Origin of the sequence: Pseudomonas sp. B21-035 (genome assembly GCF_024748945.1) — a bacterium.
Lineage (GTDB): Bacteria > Pseudomonadota > Gammaproteobacteria > Pseudomonadales > Pseudomonadaceae > Aquipseudomonas.
This window is the reverse complement of record NZ_CP087179.1, coordinates 5,233,782-5,253,267: the sequence shown is the minus strand read 5'-3', so window position 1 is coordinate 5,253,267 and position 19,486 is coordinate 5,233,782. Positions and strand designations below refer to the sequence as shown.

The 19,486-nt window shown below is 56.6% G+C and carries 27 protein-coding genes; all 27 read left to right on the top strand.

Going from position 1 to position 19,486, the window contains the following annotated elements:
- The first annotated feature begins 4 nt into the window (after window positions 1–4).
- The 27 genes from rpoC to secY all read left to right on the top strand — a co-directional run bounded on the left by rpoC (window position 5) and on the right by secY (window position 19,480).
- Window positions 5–4,204, top strand: coding sequence for a DNA-directed RNA polymerase subunit beta' (rpoC, locus tag LOY22_RS24065; RefSeq protein ID WP_045202248.1), 4,200 nt, complete (start codon window positions 5–7; stop codon window positions 4,202–4,204).
- Window positions 4,205–4,414: 210 nt separating this feature from the next.
- The gene (rpsL, locus tag LOY22_RS24060; protein ID WP_003186084.1) at window positions 4,415–4,786 is read left to right on the top strand and encodes a 30S ribosomal protein S12; all 372 of its coding nucleotides are present in this window, start codon (window positions 4,415–4,417) and stop codon (window positions 4,784–4,786) included.
- Between the two features lie 120 nt (window positions 4,787–4,906).
- Window positions 4,907–5,377, top strand: a complete 471-nt coding sequence (gene rpsG / locus LOY22_RS24055; RefSeq protein WP_008089143.1) for a 30S ribosomal protein S7 — start codon at window positions 4,907–4,909, stop codon at window positions 5,375–5,377.
- 30 nt (window positions 5,378–5,407) lie between these two features.
- Window positions 5,408–7,555 carry an elongation factor G gene (gene fusA, locus LOY22_RS24050; RefSeq protein ID WP_045202252.1) on the top strand — a complete coding sequence of 716 codons (2,148 nt, stop codon included), beginning with the start codon at window positions 5,408–5,410 and terminating at the stop codon, window positions 7,553–7,555.
- 30 nt (window positions 7,556–7,585) lie between these two features.
- Window positions 7,586–8,779 carry an elongation factor Tu gene (gene tuf, locus LOY22_RS24045; RefSeq protein WP_010220303.1) on the top strand — a complete coding sequence of 398 codons (1,194 nt, stop codon included), beginning with the start codon at window positions 7,586–7,588 and terminating at the stop codon, window positions 8,777–8,779.
- A 142-nt stretch (window positions 8,780–8,921) separates the two neighbouring features.
- The gene (gene rpsJ / locus LOY22_RS24040) at window positions 8,922–9,233 is read left to right on the top strand and encodes a 30S ribosomal protein S10 (protein ID WP_003186070.1); all 312 of its coding nucleotides are present in this window, start codon (window positions 8,922–8,924) and stop codon (window positions 9,231–9,233) included.
- 80 nt (window positions 9,234–9,313) lie between these two features.
- A complete protein-coding gene (gene rplC, locus LOY22_RS24035; RefSeq protein ID WP_010220304.1) occupies window positions 9,314–9,949 on the top strand; it encodes a 50S ribosomal protein L3 in 636 nt (211 codons plus the stop codon).
- A gap of 12 nt (window positions 9,950–9,961) precedes the next feature.
- On the top strand, window positions 9,962–10,564 hold the full coding sequence (gene rplD, locus LOY22_RS24030; RefSeq protein WP_010220305.1) for a 50S ribosomal protein L4: 603 nt from the start codon (window positions 9,962–9,964) through the stop codon (window positions 10,562–10,564).
- Window positions 10,561–10,860, top strand: coding sequence for a 50S ribosomal protein L23 (gene rplW / locus LOY22_RS24025; RefSeq protein ID WP_010220306.1), 300 nt, complete (start codon window positions 10,561–10,563; stop codon window positions 10,858–10,860). The genes rplD and rplW overlap by 4 nt, the downstream gene beginning before the upstream one ends.
- A 14-nt stretch (window positions 10,861–10,874) precedes the next feature.
- Window positions 10,875–11,699, top strand: a complete 825-nt coding sequence (gene rplB / locus LOY22_RS24020; protein WP_038606161.1) for a 50S ribosomal protein L2 — start codon at window positions 10,875–10,877, stop codon at window positions 11,697–11,699.
- Between the two features lie 16 nt (window positions 11,700–11,715).
- Window positions 11,716–11,991: a 30S ribosomal protein S19 gene (rpsS, locus tag LOY22_RS24015; protein ID WP_002555486.1), complete on the top strand. Its 276-nt coding sequence runs from the start codon at window positions 11,716–11,718 to the stop codon at window positions 11,989–11,991.
- Between the two features lie 11 nt (window positions 11,992–12,002).
- On the top strand, window positions 12,003–12,335 hold the full coding sequence (gene rplV / locus LOY22_RS24010; protein ID WP_003103908.1) for a 50S ribosomal protein L22: 333 nt from the start codon (window positions 12,003–12,005) through the stop codon (window positions 12,333–12,335).
- A 13-nt stretch (window positions 12,336–12,348) separates the two neighbouring features.
- Entirely contained in the window at window positions 12,349–13,035 is a 687-nt protein-coding gene (gene rpsC, locus LOY22_RS24005) for a 30S ribosomal protein S3 (protein ID WP_010220308.1), read from the top strand.
- A 12-nt stretch (window positions 13,036–13,047) separates the two neighbouring features.
- A complete protein-coding gene (gene rplP / locus LOY22_RS24000; protein ID WP_003255479.1) occupies window positions 13,048–13,461 on the top strand; it encodes a 50S ribosomal protein L16 in 414 nt (137 codons plus the stop codon).
- Window positions 13,461–13,652: a 50S ribosomal protein L29 gene (rpmC, locus tag LOY22_RS23995; RefSeq protein ID WP_002555481.1), complete on the top strand. Its 192-nt coding sequence runs from the start codon at window positions 13,461–13,463 to the stop codon at window positions 13,650–13,652. Before rplP ends, rpmC begins: the two co-directional genes overlap by 1 nt.
- Before the next feature lie 2 nt (window positions 13,653–13,654).
- The gene (rpsQ, locus tag LOY22_RS23990) at window positions 13,655–13,921 is read left to right on the top strand and encodes a 30S ribosomal protein S17 (RefSeq protein ID WP_008374160.1); all 267 of its coding nucleotides are present in this window, start codon (window positions 13,655–13,657) and stop codon (window positions 13,919–13,921) included.
- Between the two features lie 23 nt (window positions 13,922–13,944).
- Window positions 13,945–14,313 carry a 50S ribosomal protein L14 gene (rplN, locus tag LOY22_RS23985; protein WP_002555479.1) on the top strand — a complete coding sequence of 123 codons (369 nt, stop codon included), beginning with the start codon at window positions 13,945–13,947 and terminating at the stop codon, window positions 14,311–14,313.
- A gap of 11 nt (window positions 14,314–14,324) precedes the next feature.
- Entirely contained in the window at window positions 14,325–14,639 is a 315-nt protein-coding gene (gene rplX, locus LOY22_RS23980; RefSeq protein ID WP_009397501.1) for a 50S ribosomal protein L24, read from the top strand.
- Between the two features lie 20 nt (window positions 14,640–14,659).
- The gene (rplE, locus tag LOY22_RS23975) at window positions 14,660–15,199 is read left to right on the top strand and encodes a 50S ribosomal protein L5 (protein ID WP_010220311.1); all 540 of its coding nucleotides are present in this window, start codon (window positions 14,660–14,662) and stop codon (window positions 15,197–15,199) included.
- Window positions 15,200–15,212: 13 nt separating this feature from the next.
- Window positions 15,213–15,518 carry a 30S ribosomal protein S14 gene (gene rpsN / locus LOY22_RS23970; RefSeq protein ID WP_010220312.1) on the top strand — a complete coding sequence of 102 codons (306 nt, stop codon included), beginning with the start codon at window positions 15,213–15,215 and terminating at the stop codon, window positions 15,516–15,518.
- 209 nt (window positions 15,519–15,727) lie between these two features.
- Window positions 15,728–16,120: a 30S ribosomal protein S8 gene (rpsH, locus tag LOY22_RS23965; protein ID WP_010220313.1), complete on the top strand. Its 393-nt coding sequence runs from the start codon at window positions 15,728–15,730 to the stop codon at window positions 16,118–16,120.
- Window positions 16,121–16,132: 12 nt separating this feature from the next.
- Window positions 16,133–16,666, top strand: coding sequence for a 50S ribosomal protein L6 (gene rplF, locus LOY22_RS23960; protein ID WP_010220314.1), 534 nt, complete (start codon window positions 16,133–16,135; stop codon window positions 16,664–16,666).
- Between the two features lie 10 nt (window positions 16,667–16,676).
- Window positions 16,677–17,027 (top strand): 50S ribosomal protein L18, encoded by a 351-nt coding sequence (gene rplR / locus LOY22_RS23955; protein WP_009397496.1) that lies wholly within the window; start codon window positions 16,677–16,679, stop codon window positions 17,025–17,027.
- Between the two features lie 3 nt (window positions 17,028–17,030).
- A complete protein-coding gene (gene rpsE, locus LOY22_RS23950; RefSeq protein ID WP_010220316.1) occupies window positions 17,031–17,531 on the top strand; it encodes a 30S ribosomal protein S5 in 501 nt (166 codons plus the stop codon).
- Window positions 17,532–17,533: 2 nt separating this feature from the next.
- The gene (gene rpmD / locus LOY22_RS23945) at window positions 17,534–17,710 is read left to right on the top strand and encodes a 50S ribosomal protein L30 (RefSeq protein WP_010220317.1); all 177 of its coding nucleotides are present in this window, start codon (window positions 17,534–17,536) and stop codon (window positions 17,708–17,710) included.
- A 3-nt stretch (window positions 17,711–17,713) separates the two neighbouring features.
- A complete protein-coding gene (rplO, locus tag LOY22_RS23940) occupies window positions 17,714–18,148 on the top strand; it encodes a 50S ribosomal protein L15 (RefSeq protein WP_010220318.1) in 435 nt (144 codons plus the stop codon).
- The gene (gene secY, locus LOY22_RS23935) at window positions 18,149–19,480 is read left to right on the top strand and encodes a preprotein translocase subunit SecY (protein WP_010220319.1); all 1,332 of its coding nucleotides are present in this window, start codon (window positions 18,149–18,151) and stop codon (window positions 19,478–19,480) included.
- Window positions 19,481–19,486 lie beyond the last annotated feature (6 nt).

Sequence of the window (19,486 nt, the reverse complement as noted above, 5' to 3'; positions counted from 1 at the left end):
GGCCTTGAAAGACCTACTGAATTTGCTGAAAAACCAGGGTCAAGTCGAAGAGTTCGACGCCATCCGTATCGGATTGGCCTCGCCTGAGATGATCCGTTCGTGGTCGTTCGGTGAAGTTAAAAAGCCGGAAACCATCAACTACCGTACGTTCAAACCTGAGCGTGACGGCCTGTTCTGCGCCAAGATCTTTGGCCCAGTCAAGGACTACGAGTGCCTGTGCGGTAAGTACAAGCGCCTGAAACACCGCGGCGTGATCTGCGAGAAGTGCGGCGTTGAAGTCGCCCTGGCCAAGGTTCGTCGTGAGCGCATGGCGCACATCGAACTGGCTTCGCCGGTTGCCCACATCTGGTTCCTGAAGTCGCTGCCGTCCCGTATCGGCCTGCTGATGGACATGACCCTGCGTGATATCGAGCGCGTTCTCTACTTCGAGAGCTATGTCGTTATCGACCCGGGCATGACCACCCTGGAAAAAGGCCAGCTGCTCAACGACGAGCAGTACTTCGAAGCGCTGGAAGAGTTCGGTGACGACTTCGACGCCCGCATGGGTGCCGAGGCTGTCCGCGAGCTGCTGCACGCTATCGACCTGGAGCACGAGATCGGTCGCCTGCGCGAAGAGATTCCGCAGACCAACTCGGAAACCAAGATCAAGAAGCTGTCCAAGCGTCTGAAGCTGATGGAAGCCTTCCAGGGCTCGGGCAACCTGCCTGAGTGGATGGTCCTGACCGTTCTGCCGGTTCTGCCGCCAGACCTGCGTCCACTGGTTCCGCTGGATGGCGGTCGCTTTGCGACTTCCGACCTGAACGACCTGTATCGTCGGGTGATCAACCGTAACAACCGTCTGAAGCGCCTGCTCGACCTGTCCGCGCCGGACATCATCGTGCGCAACGAAAAGCGCATGCTGCAGGAAGCGGTCGACGCCTTGCTGGATAACGGCCGTCGCGGTCGTGCCATCACCGGCTCGAACAAGCGTCCTCTGAAATCCCTGGCCGACATGATCAAGGGTAAGCAAGGTCGTTTCCGTCAGAACTTGCTCGGTAAGCGCGTTGACTACTCCGGCCGTTCGGTAATTACCGTAGGTCCGACCCTGCGTCTGCACCAGTGCGGTCTGCCGAAGAAAATGGCTCTCGAGCTGTTCAAGCCGTTCATTTTCGGCAAGCTGGAAATGCGTGGTCTGGCGACCACCATCAAGGCCGCCAAGAAGATGGTCGAGCGCGAGCTGCCAGAGGTCTGGGACGTTCTCGCCGAAGTGATTCGCGAACACCCCGTACTGCTCAACCGTGCGCCGACCCTTCACCGTCTGGGTATCCAGGCCTTTGAACCGGTACTGATCGAAGGTAAGGCTATCCAGCTGCACCCGCTGGTCTGTGCTGCGTACAACGCCGACTTCGACGGTGACCAAATGGCCGTTCACGTGCCGCTGACGCTGGAAGCCCAGCTCGAAGCGCGCGCGCTGATGATGTCGACCAACAACATTCTGTCGCCAGCCAACGGTGAGCCAATCATCGTTCCGTCGCAGGACGTTGTACTGGGTCTGTACTACATGACCCGTGAAGCCATCAACGCCAAGGGCGAAGGTCGCGTGTTCGCCGACCTGCAGGAAGTCGACCGCGTATTCCGCGCCGGCGAAGCTGCCCTGCACGCCAAGATCAAGGTTCGTATCAACGAAACCGTCAACGATCGTGATGGCGGCAGCGTCAAGAACACCCGTATCGTCGACACTACTGTCGGCCGTGCGCTGCTGTTCCAGGTTGTACCGCCAGGTCTGTCGTACGACGTGGTCAACCAGCCAATGAAGAAAAAGGCGATCTCCAAGCTGATCAACCAGTGCTACCGCGTGGTTGGTCTGAAAGAGACCGTGATCTTCGCTGACCAGCTGATGTACACCGGTTTTGCCTACTCGACCATCTCCGGCGTTTCCATCGGTGTTAACGACTTCGTTATCCCGGATGAAAAAGCCCGCATCATCGGTACCGCTACCGACGAAGTGAAAGAGATCGAGAGCCAGTACGCCTCCGGCCTGGTAACCCAGGGCGAGAAGTACAACAAAGTCATCGACTTGTGGTCCAAGGCGAACGACGAAGTTTCCAAAGCGATGATGGCCAACCTCTCGAAAGAGAAAGTCATCGACCGCAACGGCGACGAAGTCGAGCAAGAGTCCTTCAACTCGATGTACATGATGGCTGACTCCGGTGCCCGGGGTTCGGCAGCTCAGATTCGTCAGCTGGCCGGTATGCGTGGTCTGATGGCCAAGCCGGACGGCTCGATCATCGAGACGCCGATCACCGCGAACTTCCGTGAAGGTCTGAGCGTACTCCAGTACTTCATCTCGACTCACGGTGCTCGTAAGGGTCTGGCGGATACCGCGCTGAAAACCGCGAACTCCGGTTACCTGACTCGTCGTCTGGTAGACGTTGCCCAGGATCTGGTGGTTACCGAGATCGACTGCGGCACCGAGCAAGGCCTGCTGATGACGCCGCACATTGAAGGCGGCGACGTTGTAGAGCCGCTGGGTGAGCGTGTACTGGGTCGTGTTATCGCCCGTGACGTGTTCAAGCCAGGCACCGACGACGTTATCGTTCCGGCCGGTACCCTGGTCGACGAGAAGTGGGTCGAATTCATCGAGCTGAACAGCATCGACGAAGTGATCGTGCGTTCGCCGATCAGCTGCGAAACTCGCTACGGCATCTGCGCCAAGTGCTACGGTCGCGACCTGGCTCGCGGTCACCAGGTGAACATCGGTGAAGCGGTCGGCGTTATCGCTGCCCAGTCGATCGGTGAGCCGGGTACCCAGCTGACCATGCGTACGTTCCACATCGGTGGTGCTGCAAGCCGGACCTCGGCTGCCGACAGCGTCCAGGTGAAGAACGGTGGTATGGTTCGCCTGCACAACCTGAAACAGGTTGAGCGTGCCGACGGTAACCTGGTTGCCGTATCGCGTTCCGGTGAGTTGGCGATTGCCGACGAATTCGGTCGTGAGCGTGAGCGTTACAAGCTGCCTTACGGTGCGGTCATTTCCGTGAAGGAAGGCGACAAGGTCGACGCTGGCGCAATCGTCGCCAAGTGGGACCCGCACACCCACCCGATCGTTACCGAAATGAAAGGTACCGTGACCTTCGTGGGCATGGAAGAAGGCATCACCATCAAGCGTCAGACTGACGAATTGACTGGTTTGACCAACATTGAAGTTCTGGACGTCAAAGACCGTCCGGCTGCAGGTAAGGAAATCCGCCCTGCAATCAAGATGGTCGACGCCAATGGCAAGGATCTGCTGCTGCCAGGTACCGACGTACCGGCTCAGTACTTCCTGCCGGCGAACGCCCTGGTTGGTGTGGCTGACGGTGCCCAGATCGGCGTCGGTGACGTTATCGCGCGTATCCCGCAAGAAACGTCGAAGACCCGTGACATCACCGGTGGTCTGCCACGGGTTGCCGACTTGTTCGAAGCCCGTCGTCCGAAAGAAGCCTCGATTCTGGCTGAAGTCAGCGGCACCATCGCCTTCGGTAAAGAGACCAAGGGCAAGCGCCGTCTGGTCATCACCCCGAACGATGGCAGCGATCCGTACGAAGAGCTGATTCCGAAGTGGCGTCACCTGAACGTCTTCGAGGGCGAACAGGTTAACCGCGGCGAAGTTATCTCCGACGGTCCAAGCGATCCGCACGACATCCTGCGTCTGCTGGGTGTAAGCGCGCTGGCCAAGTACATCGTCAACGAGATTCAGGACGTTTACCGTCTGCAAGGCGTGAAGATCAACGACAAGCACATCGAGACCATCCTGCGTCAGATGCTGCGTAAAGTTGAGATCACCGAGTCCGGCGATTCCAGCTTCATCAAGGGCGACCAGATGGAACTGACCCAGGTACTGGTAGAGAACGAGCGTCTCGGCGCAGATGACAAGTTCATCTCCAAGTTCTCGCGCGTACTGCTGGGTATCACCAAGGCCTCGCTGTCCACCGAATCGTTCATCTCGGCGGCTTCCTTCCAGGAAACCACCCGCGTACTGACCGAAGCGGCGGTAACCGGCAAGCGCGATTACCTGCGCGGCCTGAAAGAAAACGTGGTCGTGGGTCGTCTGATCCCGGCCGGTACCGGTCTGGCCTACCACAGCGAGCGCAAGCGTCGCCGTGATGCCGACAAACCGCTGCGCGTAAGTGCCAGTGAGGTGGAAGCCGCACTGACCGAAGCGCTGAATTCCAGCGGTAACTGAAAGTAGGATAGGGCCCCGGCAAACCTGTTTTGGCCATCGGCGACATAATTTGTTGCCGATGACTGGAAGGGGAGGGCCGGGGCCTTGTCTTGACTGGGGGCAAGATCCTCTTTAGACTCTTGTACCCCTAAATTTGGTGGGACTCCGTCCTGCCAATTTTTGCTTTTCTTGCAAGACAATAGCGTCGCAAGACAACAGTGGAGCTAGTAGATGGCAACTATCAACCAGCTGGTACGTCAGCCGCGTAAGCGTATCGTCGAGAAATCCGACGTTCCTGCGCTGCAGAACTGCCCGCAACGTCGTGGCGTGTGCACCCGTGTGTACACCACCACGCCGAAAAAACCTAACTCGGCACTGCGTAAAGTTTGCCGTGTGCGTCTGACCAACGGTTTCGAGGTTTCCTCGTACATCGGCGGTGAAGGCCACAACCTGCAAGAGCACAGCGTCGTACTGATCCGTGGCGGTCGTGTAAAAGACTTGCCAGGTGTTCGTTACCACACCGTTCGCGGCTCCCTGGATACCTCCGGCGTCAAAGGTCGTAACCAAGGTCGTTCGAAGTACGGTACCAAGCGTCCGAAGTAATCGGCCGTTTGTCGCAGTTTGCAGTTATCAATTTTATTGAGTCGATAAGAGTAAGGTCGGGCACGCACCCTTAAGGGGCACTGTCCCGGGCTAACCTGAAGACCGTTTGAGGGCTTATCAATGCCAAGACGTCGTGTAGCAGCCAAGCGTGAGATTCTGGACGATCCAAAATACGGAAGCCAGATCCTCGCCAAGTTCATGAACCACGTAATGGAAAGCGGCAAAAAAGCCGTTGCCGAGCGTATCGTTTACGGTGCACTGGACAAGGTTAAAGAACGCAAGAACAGCGATCCCCTGGAAATCTTCGAGAAAGCTCTCGACGCCATCGCTCCGCTGGTCGAAGTTAAGTCGCGCCGTGTTGGCGGTGCCACTTACCAGGTTCCTGTTGAAGTTCGTCCATCCCGTCGTAACGCCCTGGCAATGCGCTGGTTGGTAGACTACGCCCGCAAGCGTGGCGAGAAGTCCATGGCTCTGCGCCTGGCTGGCGAGCTGCTGGATGCTGCTGAAGGCAAAGGTGCTGCAGTCAAGAAGCGTGAAGACGTACACCGTATGGCCGAAGCCAACAAAGCGTTCTCGCACTACCGCTTCTAATTCTGGCATCACTATTTTTGCGAGGGCTCTATGGCTCGTACTACACCAATCAACCGCTACCGTAACATCGGTATTTGCGCGCACGTTGACGCGGGCAAAACTACCACTACCGAGCGGATCCTGTTCTACACAGGCCTGAGCCACAAGATGGGCGAGGTGCATGACGGCGCCGCGACCACCGACTGGATGGTGCAGGAGCAGGAGCGGGGTATTACCATTACCTCCGCTGCTGTTACCACCTTCTGGCAGGGTTCCCGTGGCCAGTATGACAACTACCGCGTAAACGTCATCGATACCCCCGGCCACGTTGACTTCACCATTGAAGTAGAACGTTCGCTGCGCGTACTCGACGGCGCGGTCGTTGTGTTCTGCGGCACTTCCGGCGTTGAGCCACAGTCCGAAACCGTATGGCGTCAAGCCAACAAGTACGGCGTTCCACGTGTTGTTTACGTGAACAAGATGGACCGTGCCGGTGCCAACTTCCTGCGCGTCGTAGGTCAGATCAAGAACCGTCTGGGTCACACCCCGGTTCCTGTTCAGCTGGCCATCGGTTCTGAAGATAACTTCCAGGGTCAGGTCGACCTGATCAAGATGAAGGCTATCTACTGGAACGACGACGACAAAGGCACCACTTATCGCGAGGAAGAAATTCCTGCCGATATGCTGGAGCTGGCTGAAGAGTGGCGCGCCAATATGGTCGAAGCTGCTGCCGAAGCCAACGAAGAGCTGATGAACAAGTACCTTGAAGAAGGTGAGCTGACCGTCGAAGAAATCAAAGCCGGTCTGCGCGCGCGCACCCTGGCCAGCGAGATCGTTCCGGCTGTCTGCGGTTCGTCGTTCAAGAACAAGGGCGTTCCCCTGGTTCTCGACGCCGTTATCGACTTCCTGCCTGCTCCGACCGAAATCCCGGCGATCAAGGGTATCCACCCTGATCTGATCGAGAAGCCGAAAGAAGAGCTGGTTGACGCCGACTACGACGAGCGTCATGCCGACGACAACGAGCCGTTCTCGGCTCTGGCGTTCAAGATTGCCACCGACCCGTTCGTGGGTACTCTGACCTTCGTCCGCGTTTACTCGGGTATGCTGCAGTCCGGCGACTCCGTGATCAACTCGGTCAAGGGCAAGAAAGAGCGCGTTGGTCGTATGGTGCAGATGCACGCCAACCAGCGTGAAGAAATCAAAGAAGTACTGGCAGGCGACATCGCTGCTCTGATCGGCATGAAGGACGTCACCACCGGTGACACCCTGTGCAACGCCGACAAGCCGATCATCCTCGAGCGTATGGACTTCCCGGAGCCTGTGATCTCGGTAGCTGTTGAGCCGAAGACCAAGCAAGACCAGGAAAAGATGGGTATCGCACTGGGCAAGCTGGCTCAGGAAGACCCGTCGTTCCGCGTCAAAACCGACGAAGAAACCGGCCAGACCATCATCTCCGGTATGGGTGAGCTTCACCTGGACATCCTCGTTGACCGCATGAAGCGCGAGTTCAACGTCGAAGCCAACATTGGTAAGCCACAGGTTTCGTACCGCGAGCAGATCACCAAGGACAACGTCGAGATCGAAGGTAAGTTCGTTCGTCAGTCCGGTGGTCGCGGTCAGTTCGGTCACTGCTGGATTCGCTTCTCGCAGCCAACAGTGGACGCACAAGGCAACATCACCGAAGGCCTGGAATTCACCAACGAGGTTGTAGGTGGTGTGGTTCCTAAGGAATACATCCCGGCGATCCAGAAGGGTATCGAAGAGCAGATGAAGAACGGCATCGTTGCCGGCTATCCGCTGATCGGCCTGAAGGCTACCGTGTTTGATGGTTCCTACCACGACGTCGACTCCAACGAGATGGCGTTCAAGGTGGCGGCCTCCATGGCGACCAAGCAACTCGCAGCCAAAGGCGGCGGTAAAGTGCTTGAGCCGATCATGAAGGTAGAAGTTGTGACCCCTGAGGACTACATGGGTGACGTGATGGGTGACCTGAACCGTCGTCGTGGTCTGATCCAGGGTATGGAAGATTCGGTGTCCGGCAAGGTTGTCCGTGCTGAAGTTCCGCTCGGAGAAATGTTCGGTTATGCGACCGACGTTCGTTCCATGTCTCAGGGTCGCGCGAGCTACTCCATGGAATTCTCCAAATACGCCGAAGCTCCGTCGAATATCGTCGAAGCACTCGTTAAAAAACAAGGCTAATCCAGCCCTTTAGGCAAGAGGTTCACTGTCGTGGCTAAAGAAAAATTTGATCGTTCCCTTCCGCACGTCAACGTTGGCACCATCGGTCACGTTGACCACGGTAAAACCACTCTGACCGCAGCTCTGACTCGCGTCTGCTCCGAAGTTTTCGGTTCGGCCGTCGTCGAATTCGACAAGATCGACAGCGCTCCAGAAGAGAAAGCTCGCGGTATCACCATCAACACCGCACACGTCGAGTACAACTCGAACATTCGTCACTATGCTCACGTCGACTGCCCAGGTCACGCTGACTACGTGAAGAACATGATCACCGGTGCTGCCCAGATGGACGGCGCGATCCTGGTTTGCTCGGCCGCCGATGGTCCGATGCCACAAACCCGTGAGCACATCCTGCTGTCCCGTCAGGTTGGCGTTCCGTACATCGTGGTCTTCCTGAACAAGGCTGACCTGGTAGACGACGCTGAGCTGCTGGAACTGGTCGAGATGGAAGTTCGCGACCTGCTGTCCACCTATGACTTCCCAGGCGACGACACCCCGATCATCATCGGTTCGGCTCGTATGGCGCTGGAAGGCAAAGACGACAACGAAATGGGCACCACCGCTGTCAAGAAGCTGGTTGAGACTCTGGACAGCTACATCCCAGAGCCTGAGCGCGCTATCGACAAGCCGTTCCTGATGCCAATCGAAGACGTATTCTCGATCTCGGGTCGTGGTACCGTTGTTACCGGTCGTATCGAGCGTGGTATCGTCCGCGTTCAAGACGCCCTGGAAATCGTTGGTCTGCGTGACACCACCACCACCACCTGCACCGGTGTTGAGATGTTCCGCAAGCTGCTGGACGAAGGTCGTGCTGGCGAGAACTGCGGCGTGCTGCTGCGCGGCACCAAGCGTGACGACGTTGAGCGTGGCCAGGTTCTGGTCAAGCCAGGTTCGGTCAAGCCGCACACCAAGTTCACCGCAGAAGTTTACGTTCTGAGCAAAGAAGAAGGCGGCCGTCACACTCCGTTCTTCAAAGGCTACCGTCCACAGTTCTACTTCCGTACTACTGACGTGACTGGTAACTGCGAGCTGCCAGAAGGCGTTGAAATGGTAATGCCAGGTGACAACATTCAGATGACTGTTACCCTGATCAAAACCATCGCGATGGAAGATGGTCTGCGTTTCGCTATCCGTGAAGGCGGTCGTACCGTCGGCGCCGGCGTCGTAGCCAAAATCATCGAGTAATCGTTGATCGCTTAAAAAGGCCCCCGCTCAGCGGGGGCTTTTTTATTGGGTTGACACTCAGTGGGGCCCTCTATAGAATCACGCCTCCTTTTAACGGGCGTAGTGCGCCCGGTGGGAATAGCAGCCTGGAGTCTGAAATCCAATGCAAAATCAGCAAATCCGTATCAGGTTGAAGGCTTTTGACCATCGCCTGATCGACCAATCCACCCAGGAAATCGTGGAAACCGCGAAACGTACTGGTGCTCAAGTGCGTGGTCCAATTCCACTGCCTACCCGTAAAGAGCGGTTCACCGTTCTGGTCTCCCCGCACGTCAACAAAGACGCGCGTGACCAGTACGAGATCCGTACTCATAAGCGCGTACTGGACATCGTCCAGCCAACGGATAAAACCGTTGATGCTCTTATGAAGCTTGATCTTGCGGCCGGTGTGGAAGTGCAGATCAGCCTCGGCTAAGACACGGTCTTAGTCGTGTAACGCTCTGAAATGGGCGGCCATAGCGGGTGAAAGCCCCGTACACTCATGAGGTTTACAACATGACTATTGGTGTAGTCGGTCGTAAATGCGGTATGACCCGTATTTTCACCGAAGAAGGTGTCTCCATTCCGGTCACGGTCATTGAGATCGAGCCGAATCGCGTCACCCAGTTCAAAACTGAAGAAACCGATGGCTATCGTGCAGTGCAAGTCACTGTCGGTGAGCGTCGCGCTTCGCGCGTGACTGCTGCTCAAGCAGGTCACTTCGCCAAGGCGAACGTTGCCGCGGGTCGCGGTGTCTGGGAATTCCGCCTTGAAGAAGGTGAGTTCCAGGCCGGTGATTCGATCAACGCTGAAATCTTCGCTGCAGGTCAGCTGGTAGACGTTACCGGCCAGTCCAAGGGTAAAGGCTTTGCCGGTACCATCAAGCGCTGGAATTTCCGCGGTCAAGATAACACCCACGGTAACTCCGTCTCCCACCGCGTCCCGGGCTCTATCGGCCAGTGCCAGACTCCTGGTCGTGTATTCAAGGGCAAAAAAATGTCCGGTCACATGGGCGCCGAGCGCGTGACCGTTCAGTCCCTCGAAGTAGTGCGCGTCGACGCTGAACGCAATCTGTTGCTGGTCAAGGGTGCCGTTCCAGGCGCAACTGGCAGCGATCTGGTTGTGCGTCCGGCTGCCAAGGCTCGCGGTTAAGGGGAAGCTGACATGCAACTAAATGTAAATGACGCTCAAGCGATCGAAGTTTCCGAACTGACTTTCGGCGGCGAATTCAACGAGACGCTGGTACACCAAGCAGTCGTGGCCTACATGGCCGGCGGCCGTCAGGGCACCAAGCAGCAGAAAACCCGTTCCGACGTTGCTGGTGGCGGTAAGCGCCCATGGCGTCAGAAAGGCACTGGCCGTGCTCGTGCCGGTACTATCCGTAGCCCAATCTGGCGTGGCGGCGGTACCACTTTCGCAGCTCGTCCTCAGGATCACTCGCAGAAGCTCAACAAGAAGATGTACCGCGCAGCAATGCGTTCCATCCTCGCTGAGCTGGTGCGTACCGACCGTCTGGTCGTGGTTCAGGACTTCGCTGTTGAAGCACCGAAAACCAAAGACCTGCTGAACAAGCTGAACGGCATGGGTCTGAGCGACGTTCTGATCGTTTCGGACGCTGTTGATCAGAACCTGTACCTGGCTGCTCGTAACCTGCCGCACGTCGACGTACGTGACGTACAGGGTTCCGATCCGGTCAGTCTGATCGCATACGACAAAGTGTTGATCACTGTGTCGGCCGTGAAGAAATTCGAGGAGCTGCTGGGATGAACCAGGAACGCGTATTTAAAGTCCTCCTTGGCCCGCATGTTTCCGAGAAGGCTACCGTTCTGGCTGAGAAAAAAGGCCAGTTCGTATTCAAGGTTGCTACTGACGCAACCAAGCTGGAAATCAAGAAAGCTGTCGAAGGCCTGTTCGGCGTAAAAGTCGAAAACGTGTCGACTGTAAACGTTCTGGGTAAAACCAAGCGTACCGCACGTGGTCTGGGCAAGCGCAATGACTGGAAGAAAGCGATCGTTTCGCTTCAGCCAGGCCAAGATCTCGATTTCAGCAGCAGTGCTGAGTAAGGAAGGGGTGCATCATGGCAATCGTTAAATGCAAACCGACTTCCCCTGGCCGCCGTTTCGTGGTCAAGGTGGTCAACAAGGAGCTGCATAAAGGCGCTCCTCACGCACCGCTGCTCGAGAAGAAATCGAAGTCTGGTGGTCGTAACAACAATGGCCGTATCACTACTCGTCACGTAGGTGGTGGTCATAAGCAGCATTACCGTATGGTCGATTTCCGTCGCAACGACAAAGATGGCATCGTCGCCACTGTCGAGCGTATCGAATACGATCCAAACCGTACTGCTCACATCGCACTGCTGTGCTACGCAGACGGCGAGCGCCGCTACATCATCGCCCCTAAAGGCGTTGCTGCTGGCGACCAGCTGATCGCAGGCGCTCTGGCTCCAATCAAGCCAGGCAACTCCCTGCAACTGCGCAACATCCCAGTGGGTAGCACCATTCACGGCATCGAACTGAAGCCGGGCAAAGGTGCACAGATCGCTCGTTCCGCTGGTGCTTCGGCTCAGCTGATCGCTCGCGAAGGTGTCTATGTGACCCTGCGTCTGCGCTCTGGTGAAATGCGTAAAGTCCTGGCTGAATGCCGTGCGACCCTGGGTGAAGTCTCGAACTCCGAGCACAGCCTGCGTTCGCTGGGTAAAGCTGGTGCCAAACGCTGGCGTGGCGTTCGCCCAACCGTTCGTGGTGTTGCCATGAACCCGGTTGACCACCCACATGGTGGTGGTGAAGGTCGTACCTCCGGTGGTCGTCATCCGGTATCGCCATGGGGCTTCCCGACTAAGGGCGCGAAGACTCGTGGTAATAAGCGTACCGACAACATGATCGTCCGTCGTCGCAAGTAAATAGAGGGATACGACAGTGCCACGTTCTCTGAAAAAAGGTCCTTTTATCGATCTTCACCTACTGAAGAAGATCGAAGTGGCGGCGGAAAAGAACGATCGCAAACCAGTTAAGACCTGGTCGCGCCGTTCCATGATCCTGCCACAAATGGTCGGTCTGACCATCGCGGTACACAACGGTCGCCAACACGTCCCAGTTCTCGTGAACGAAGACATGGTCGGCCATAAACTGGGCGAGTTTGCCGGTACCCGCACTTATCGTGGGCACGTGGCTGACAAGAAAGCCAAGCGTTAAGGGGTAAGGAAATGGAAGTAGCCGCTAAGTTGTCGGGCGCTCGAATCTCCGCCCAGAAAGCCCGCTTGGTCGCCGACCAGATCCGCGGGAAGAAGGTGGGCGAAGCGCTCAACCTGTTGGCTTTCAGCAGCAAAAAAGCCGCTGAAATCATGAAGAAAGTCCTCGAGTCGGCCGTAGCCAACGCCGAGCATAACGAAGGCGCAGACGTTGATGACCTGAAGGTCTCCACCGTTTTCGTCAACGAAGGGCGTTCGCTGAAGCGCATCATGCCGCGTGCCAAAGGCCGCGCTGATCGCATCGTCAAGCGGTCTTGCCATATCACTGTCAAGGTTGCGGACAAGTAACGGAGTCGATCAGATGGGTCAGAAAGTACATCCCACTGGCATTCGCCTGGGAATCGTCAAGGAGCACACCTCCGTCTGGTACGCAGACGGTCGGACTTATGCGGACTATTTGCTCGCAGATCTGAATGTGCGTGAGTACCTCCAAGACAAACTAAAAAGCGCGTCCGTTAGCCGTATCGATATCCATCGTCCGGCCCAAACTGCACGCATCACCATCCACACCGCTCGTCCAGGTATCGTTATCGGGAAGAAAGGTGAAGATGTTGAGAAACTGCGTCAGGACCTGACCAAGCAAATGGGTGTGCCTGTGCACATCAACATCGAAGAGATCCGCAAGCCGGAACTCGACGGTATGCTGGTAGCTCAGAGCGTAGCTCAGCAGCTGGAGCGTCGTGTGATGTTCCGTCGCGCCATGAAGCGCGCCGTACAGAACGCCATGCGCATTGGTGCCAAAGGCATCAAGATCCAAGTGAGCGGTCGTCTCGGCGGTGCTGAAATCGCACGTACTGAATGGTATCGCGAAGGTCGTGTGCCGCTGCACACCCTGCGTGCCGATATCGACTATGCCACCTACGAAGCTCACACCACTTACGGTGTGATCGGTGTGAAGGTTTGGATTTTCAAAGGCGAAGTAATTGGTGGTCGCCAAGAAGAACTGAAACCACAAGCACCAGCGCCTCGTAAAAAAGCTGCTAAGTAAGGGGTACGCCAAATGTTGCAACCAAAGCGTACAAAATTCCGCAAGCAGATGACTGGCCACAACCGTGGTCTGGCACTGCGCGGTAGCAAAGTCAGCTTCGGCGAGTTTGCTCTGAAAGCTGTTGCTCGCGGTCGTCTCACCGCCCGCCAGATTGAGTCGGCACGTCGTGCTCTGACCCGTCACGTAAAACGTGGCGGTAAAATCTGGATCCGTGTGTTCCCGGACAAGCCGATCTCCAAGAAGCCTCTCGAAGTGCGGATGGGTAAAGGTAAAGGTTCCGTGGAGTACTGGGTTGCCCAGATCCAGCCAGGCAAAGTCCTGTACGAGATCGAGGGTGTTTCTGAAGAGCTGGCGCGTGAGGCTTTCGCCCTGGCGGCTGCAAAGCTGCCTCTCGCCACCTCCTTTGTTAAGCGGACGGTGATGTGATGAAAGCGAATGAACTTCGTGAAAAATCAGCACAGCAGCTGAACGAGCAACTGCTCGGCTTGCTGCGCGACCAGTTCAATCTGCGTATGCAGAAAGCAACTGGCCAGTTGGGGCAGTCGCACCTGCTCTCGCAAGTTAAGCGTGACATCGCTCGCGTGAAAACTGTGCTCAACCAGCAGGCAGGTAAGTGATCATGGCTGAAGCTGAAAAAACCGTCCGTACGCTGACTGGCCGTGTCGTCAGCGACAAGATGGACAAAACCATCACCGTACTGATCGAGCGTCGCGTAAAGCACCCGATCTACGGTAAATACGTTAAGCGTTCGACTAAGCTGCACGCGCACGACGAAACCAACCAGTGCCATATCGGCGACAAGGTCTCCATCCGTGAGACCCGTCCGCTGGCCAAGACCAAGTCCTGGGCACTGGTTGAAGTTCTCGAACGCGCTGTTGAAGTCTAAGGGCTAAGGGTCGGAGAAATTTTATGATTCAGACTCAATCCATGCTCGATGTGGCCGATAACAGCGGCGCTCGTCGCGTCATGTGCATCAAGGTTCTCGGCGGTTCGCACCGCCGTTACGCCGGCATCGGTGACATCATCAAGGTAACCGTCAAGGAAGCAATTCCTCGCGGTAAAGTGAAGAAAGGCCAAGTGATGACTGCTGTTGTAGTCCGCACTCGCCACGGTGTCCGTCGTGCTGACGGCTCCATCATCCGCTTTGATGGCAATGCTGCTGTTCTGTTGAACAACAAGCAAGAGCCGATCGGCACCCGTATCTTTGGGCCAGTGACCCGTGAACTTCGTACTGAGAAGTTCATGAAGATCGTCTCGCTCGCCCCAGAAGTGCTGTAAGGAGATCCGACATGCAAAAGATTCGTCGTGACGACGAGATCATCGTGATCGCCGGCAAAGACAAAGGTAAGCGCGGTAAGGTGCTCAAGGTTCTCGCTGACGACCGTCTGGTCGTTGGTGGGATCAACCTGGTGAAGCGTCATACCAAGCCTAACCCGATGTCGGGCGTACAGGGCGGTATCGTCGAGAAAGAAGCGCCACTGCACGCTTCCAACGTCGCCATTTTCAACGGCGAAACCAACAAGGCTGACCGCGTTGGTTTCAAAGTAGAAGACGGCAAAAAAATTCGTGTCTTCAAGTCGACCCAAAAAGCGGTTGATGCTTGAACACTGCTAGGTAGAAGACCATGGCACGACTGAAAGAGATTTACCGGAACGAGATTGCTCCCAAGCTTAAGGAAGAACTTAAGCTGGCGAACGTGATGGAAGTTCCGCGCGTTACCAAGATCACCCTGAACATGGGTCTGGGCGAAGCTGTCGGCGACAAAAAAGTCATCGAACACGCTGTTGCTGACCTGGAGAAGATCACCGGTCAGAAAGCCGTTGTGACTTTCGCTCGGAAATCCATCGCGGGCTTCAAAGTCCGTGAGGGCTGGCCGATCGGCGTTAAAGTTACCCTGCGCCGTGATCGTATGTACGAATTCCTGGACCGCCTGCTGGCGATCTCCCTGCCTCGGGTTCGCGACTTCCGCGGCCTGAATGCCAAGTCCTTCGACGGTCGTGGCAACTACAGCATGGGCGTGAAAGAGCAGATCATCTTCCCGGAAATCGACTACGACAAGATCGATGCTCTGCGCGGTCTGGACATTACCCTGACCACCACTGCCAAGAACGATGACGAAGGCCGCGCTCTGATGCGTGCTTTCAAATTCCCGTTCCGCAACTGATTGGAGTAGGAAAATGGCCAAGAAGAGCATGAAAAACCGTGAGCTGAAGCGTCAGCTCACTGTTGCCAAGTACGCCAAGAAGCGTGCCGAGCTGAAAGCGACCATCGTCAACCTGGAAGCAACTCCAGAAGAGCGTTTTGCCGCTGTCGTAGCTCTGCAGAAGCAACCACGTGACGCCAGCGCCTCGCGCCTGCGTAACCGTTGCCGCATCACCGGTCGTCCACACGGCGTTTACCGCAAGTTCGGCCTCGGCCGTAACAAGCTGCGTGAAGCAGCAATGCGCGGTGACGTTCCAGGTCTGGTTAAAGCCAGCTGGTAAGACGTACCGGCAGCGTCCAGGTGGCGGGGGAGCAATCTTCCGACCACCGGTGACCTTGCAACGAAACAAGCCCCTTCTGGGGCTTGTTTCGTTTCTGGGAACTGTCTAGAATGACCGGCTCTCCTGAGCCCGGGTTTTTACGCCCGGCGATTTCAGGGGACTGTAGTAGCCGAGAGGCTAATTTTTCTTGTATCAGGAGCGTCTAGCCCATGAGTATGCAGGACCCGTTAGCGGACATGCTAACTCGCATCCGTAATGCCCAGATGGCTGAAAAGTCCGTCGTAAGCATGCCTTCGTCGACTCTGAAGGTTGCGGTAGCCAAAGTTCTGAAAGATGAAGGTTACATCGCTGGCTACCAAGTCAGCAGCGAAGTAAAACCATCGCTTTCCATCGAGCTGAAATACTTCGAAGGCCGTCCGGTCATCGAGGAAGTCAAGCGCGTAAGTCGTCCAGGCCTGCGTCAGTACAAGTCCGTCGAAGAACTGCCGAAAGTACGTGGCGGTCTGGGCGTGTCTATCGTCTCCACCAACAAAGGTGTGATGACTGATCGTGCTGCGCGCGCTGCCGGTGTCGGCGGCGAAGTTCTCTGCACAGTGTTCTAAGGGGGGATAAGCATGTCTCGCGTCGCTAAGAACCCCGTTAAGCTGCCAGCCGGTGTCGAAGTCAAATTCGTCGGCCAACAGCTTTCGGTGAAGGGTGCCAAGGGCACTCTCGAACTGAACGTTCACTCGTCGGTTGAAATCGTTGAAGAAGCTGGTGAGCTGCGTTTCGCTGCTCGCAATGGCGATCAACAAACTCGCGCTATGGCCGGTACTACCCGCGCCCTGGTGAACAACATGGTCCAGGGCGTAAGCCAAGGCTTCGAGCGTAAGCTCCAGCTGGTCGGTGTTGGTTACAAAGCACAAGCCAAAGGCACCGTGCTGAACCTGGCACTCGGCTTCTCGCATCCAGTGGATTACGAACTGCCGGCCGGTATCACCGCAGAGACCCCAAGCCAGACCGATATCCTGATCAAGGGTATCGACAAGCAGCTGGTAGGTCAGGTGGCCGCTGAAATCCGCGACTTCCGTCCACCAGAGCCGTACAAAGGCAAGGGTGTGCGTTACGCGGACGAAGTCGTCCGTCGTAAAGAAGCCAAGAAGAAGTAGGGCCTAGCAAATGACCGACAAAAAAGTTACTCGACTGCGTCGCGCTCGCAAAGCACGCCTGAAAATGCACGAACTCGAAGTCGTGCGTCTCTGCGTGTTCCGCTCCTCGCAGCACATCTACGCCCAGGTCATTTCGGCCGACGGCAGCAAGGTTCTGGCCAGTGCCTCGACCTTGGACAAAGAACTGCGTGATGGTGCCACCGGCAACATCGACGCGGCCACTAAGGTTGGCAAGCTGGTAGCTGAGCGCGCGAAAGCCGCCGGTGTATCTCAAGTTGCCTTTGACCGTTCCGGCTTCAAGTACCATGGCCGCGTCAAAGCGCTGGCTGATGCTGCTCGTGAAGGCGGGCTGGAGTTCTAAGTTATGGCAAATAACGATCAAAAGCGCGACGAAGGCTACATCGAGAAGCTGGTTCAAGTTAACCGCGTTGCTAAAACCGTCAAAGGCGGCCGTATCTTCACTTTCACCGCGTTGACCGTGGTGGGTGATGGTAAAGGTCGTGTTGGCTTCGGCCGTGGCAAATCGCGCGAAGTACCTGCTGCGATCCAGAAAGCCATGGAAGCTGCCCGTCGCAACATGATTCAGGTAGACCTGAACGGCACTACTCTGCAGTACGCCACCAAGTCCGCCCATGGCGCGTCGAAGGTGTACATGCAGCCTGCCTCGGAAGGTACCGGTATCATCGCCGGTGGCGCAATGCGTGCCGTCCTGGAAGTTGCTGGCGTTCAGAACGTCCTGGCCAAGTGCTACGGCTCGACCAACCCAGTGAACGTGGTTCATGCCACTTTCAAGGGTCTGAAGGCTATGCAATCTCCTGAGTCCATTGCTGCCAAGCGCGGCAAGAGCGTTGAGGAGATCCGCTGATCATGGCTACCGTTAAAGTAACGCTGATCAAAAGCACCGCCGGCCGTCTCCCTAACCACAAACTGTGTGTTAAGGGTCTGGGTCTGCGCCGCATCGGTCACACTGTAGAAGTCCTGGATACTCCCGAGAATCGCGGGATGATCAACAAGGCTTACTACATGCTGCGCGTCGAGGGTTAATCGATGAAACTCAATGATCTGAGTCCAGCGCCGGGTTCCCGTCGCGAGAAGCATCGTCCGGGCCGTGGTATCGGTAGCGGTTTGGGTAAGACTGGTGGCCGCGGCCACAAAGGTCAGACCTCCCGTTCCGGTGGCACCATTGCTCCAGGCTTTGAAGGCGGTCAACAGCCGCTGCACCGTCGTCTGCCGAAATTCGGCTTCGTTTCCCTGAAAGCCATGGACCGCGCAGAAGTGCGTCTGTCCGAGCTGGCCAAAGTGGAAGGCGACGTTGTCACCGTGCAATCCCTGAAGGATGCCAACGTGATTAACCAAAACGTACAGCGTGTGAAAATCATGCTGTCCGGCGAAGTTACTCGCGCGGTCACCATCAAGGGTATCGCAGCCACCAAAGGTGCGCGTGCGGCTATCGAAGCAGCTGGCGGCAAGTTCGAGGAATAAATGGCTAAGCAAGGTGCTCTCTCTTCGCTCGGCAAAGGCGGGATGTCTGAACTCTGGGCTCGTCTGCGTTTTCTGTTCCTGGCGATCATCGTCTACCGGATAGGCGCACACATCCCAGTTCCAGGTATCAACCCGGACCGGCTGGCGGAACTGTTTCGACAGAATGAGGGGACCATTCTTAGCTTGTTCAACATGTTTTCCGGCGGCGCGCTGGAACGGATGAGCATCTTTGCGCTGGGGATCATGCCGTACATTTCGGCATCGATCATCATGCAATTGATGACCGCCGTCAGCCCGCAGCTGGAGCAGTTGAAGAAGGAAGGTGAAGCTGGCCGTCGCAAGATCAGCCAGTACACCCGCTACGGCACCGTTATCCTGGCGCTGGTCCAGGCCATTGGCATGTCCATTGGCCTGGCCGGTCAGGGCGTGGCGTTTTCTGCTGACTTTGGCTTCCATTTCGTTGCGGTGTCCACGTTCGTGGCCGGCGCGATGTTCATGATGTGGCTGGGCGAGCAGATCACCGAGCGCGGTGTAGGCAACGGTATCTCGATGTTGATTTTCGCAGGTATCGTCGCCGGTCTTCCGAGAGCAATCGGGCAGTCTTTCGAGTCTGCACGCACAGGCGATATCAACATTTTCGCCCTGGTCGCTATCGGTTTGCTGGCAGTAGCGATTATCGGTTTCGTGGTGTTCATTGAGCGTGGTCAGCGTCGTATCGCCGTTCACTACGCCAAGCGTCAGCAGGGCCGCAAGGTCTTCGCTGCGCAGACCAGCCACTTGCCGTTGAAAGTGAACATGGCGGGTGTAATCCCTGCCATTTTCGCGAGCAGCATCTTGCTGTTCCCGGCTTCGCTGGGTGCCTGGTTCGGTCAGTCCGAAGGTATGGGCTGGTTGCAGGACATCTCGCAGTCGATCGCTCCTGGTCAGCCGTTGAATATTCTGCTGTTTAGTGCAGGGATTATTTTCTTCTGCTTCTTCTATACGGCGTTGATGTTCAATCCGAAAGACGTAGCGGAAAACCTGAAGAAGTCCGGTGCCTTTATTCCGGGCATCCGTCCAGGTGAGCAGTCGGCGCGCTACATTGATGGCGTTCTGACCCGCTTGACCATGTTCGGTGCTCTTTATATGACGGCCGTGTGTCTGCTTCCCCAGTTCCTGGTGGTCGCGGCAAACGTTCCGTTCTACCTTGGCGGGACCTCGTTGCTGATTGTGGTAGTGGTTGTGATGGACTTCATGTCCCAAGTACAATCGCACCTCGTTTCGCACCAGTACGAATCCCTGATGAAGAAAGCCAACCTGAAAGGCTACGGTGGCAGCGGTCTGCTGCGCTGATTGACC